Origin of the sequence: Methanocalculus natronophilus (genome assembly GCF_038751955.1) — an archaeon.
GTDB lineage: Archaea > Halobacteriota > Methanomicrobia > Methanomicrobiales > Methanocorpusculaceae > Methanocalculus > Methanocalculus natronophilus.
Genome location: NZ_JBCEXH010000115.1, coordinates 288 through 543, shown reverse-complemented (window position 1 = coordinate 543; position 256 = coordinate 288). Strand labels below are relative to the sequence as shown.

At 34.0% G+C, this 256-nt stretch carries 1 protein-coding gene; it reads right to left on the bottom strand.

The features are described 5' to 3' along the window. Positions 1-256 (bottom strand): alpha/beta hydrolase (locus tag ABCO64_RS10765; RefSeq protein WP_343089476.1); only part of this gene is annotated, 256 nt, incomplete at both ends.

The window sequence follows — 256 nt, the reverse complement described above, 5'->3', positions numbered from 1 at the left end:
ATCCTAATCCAATTAAATGATGCTTATCTAGGTTTTTAACTTCTATAATATCGTCTAAAGTTGATTTAAGTTGGTGTGTTCTTTGAACTAAATCCTCTTCATCAAAAACACCAGGGGCTTTTCTTTTGAAAAAGCGTTTCATTCCACCTTCATCAACGTCACCTTCAAAAGAAAGTATATTGGCCTTTTCATCAATCATTTTTGCAAGAGGAATCAAATCCTCTTTTGATCCGCCTGTCCCATGAAAAAGAACAAA